At 71.2% G+C, this 1,710-nt stretch carries 1 protein-coding gene; it reads right to left on the reverse strand.

Annotated elements, in window-relative coordinates:
• Positions 1-1,710 (reverse strand): type I polyketide synthase (locus AB0E78_RS41825; protein ID WP_361844963.1); only part of this gene is annotated, 1,710 nt, incomplete at both ends.

Below are 1,710 nucleotides of genomic sequence, written 5' to 3' on the forward strand. Positions count from 1 at the left end.
TGGCTGGTGAGGAGGCCGTCGTCGAGGATGCCGGCGAGGTGGAAGACGGCGGTGAGGGGGCGTTCCAGGGTGGTGATGAGGTGTTCGGTCTGCTGCGGGTCGGTGATGTCGCAGGCGCGGACGTCGACGGTTTGGGCGCCCCGTTCGCGGAGTTGGGTGATGAGTTCTGGGGTGTCGGGGTGGTCGGGTCCTTGGCGTGAGGTCAGGACGAGGTGGTGTGCGCCGTGTTCTTGTACGAGGTGGTGGGCGATCTGGCGGCCGAGTTCTCCGGTGCCGCCGGTGATCAGGACGGTGCCCTCGGGATCGAGACGCGGGGGCTGGGCGGCGGTGGTGCCGGTGGCTCGGGCGCGTATCAGGCGGGCGACGCGCACCTCGCCCTCGCGGACCGCGATCTCCGGCTCGCCCCTCACGGAGAGGGCATGGGCCAGCTCCTCCAGGTCGTCCGGCTCCTCGCCCAGGTCCACCAGGCGCAGCGAACGGTCGGCGTGCTCGGCGCGGGCAGACCGTACGAGACCCCACAAGGGGGCGTGGGCCAGGTCCTGGGCACCTTCGCCGACAGCCAGACGGGTGACCCATACCAACTCGGTTGCGGCCAGCCGCTCTTCGCCCAGCAAGGCCTGGATCTGCTCCAGTGACCGTGCGGTCGCGCCGCGCACCGCGGCGGGATCTGTCGCCGGTACGGAATCGGTGGCGTCCACCACGATGCGGGCGGGCGGCACCTCGTCATCGCCGAGTCCGGCGAGCGCTGCGGCCAGGTCGGACACTGCCTCCGCCTCCGCGCCGAGGGCGCGGGAGATCACGCCCTCGGCGCCCAGCACCCAGAGCGTGTCCTCGTCCGCGTCGTCCGACTCGTCCAGGGAGGGCGGTGCCACGAAGTCGACCCGGTAGAGGTGGTCGGCGTTGCGGTTCCCGCGGATCTGTTCGCGGGTGGCCTCGCGGAGCGCCAGCGTGCCGGACGCCACCAGGTTCCCCGCCGGGTCCGTCGCCAGCAGGGCGGCGCTCGACTGCGCGTCGTTCAGGGTGATGTGGACGCGGAGTTCGGTGCTGTGGGTGGCGTGGAGGTGGGCGTTGGTCCATTCGAAGGGGAGGACGACGTTTTCGTCGGTGCTGCGTAGGGCGGTGAGGGTGTGGAGTGCGGCGTCCAGGAGGGCGGGGTGGATGCCGAAGTCGTCGGGTGTGGTGGTGTCGGGGAGGCGGATGAGGCCGTAGGCGTGGTCGTCCTTGCGCCAGAGTTCGGTGAGGCCCTGGAACGCCGGACCGTACTGAAGCCCCTGGGTGTGCAGCCGCTCGTAGAGCCCGTCCAAGTCCACCTGCTCGGCCCCCGGGACGGGCCACTGTGCGAGTACGTCCGCGCTCTCGGGCTCCCCAGCCGTGTCGGCGAGCACACCGGTGGCGTGGCAGGTCCAGGCGTCGTCGTCCCCCTCGGGCTGGCTGTGGACCGCGATCTCCCGGAGCCCGTCGCCGTTGCTGTGACCGACGGTGATCTGGAGGCGTACGTTGCCGCTCTCGGGGAGCAACATCGGTTCACCGATGGTCAGTTCGGCGACATACGAGGCGCCGACCTCGGCGGCAGCGGCCCAGGCAAGTTCGAGGAGTCCGGTGCCGGGGGTGAGGGCGGTGTCGTAGACGGTGTGGTGGGTGAGCCAGGGGTGTTGGGTGGGGGAGAGGCGTCCGGTGAGGAGGTGTCCGTCGCCGTTGGCGAGGGGGGTG

This window comes from Streptomyces sp. NPDC032198, from assembly GCF_040636975.1.
GTDB lineage: Bacteria > Actinomycetota > Actinomycetes > Streptomycetales > Streptomycetaceae > Streptomyces.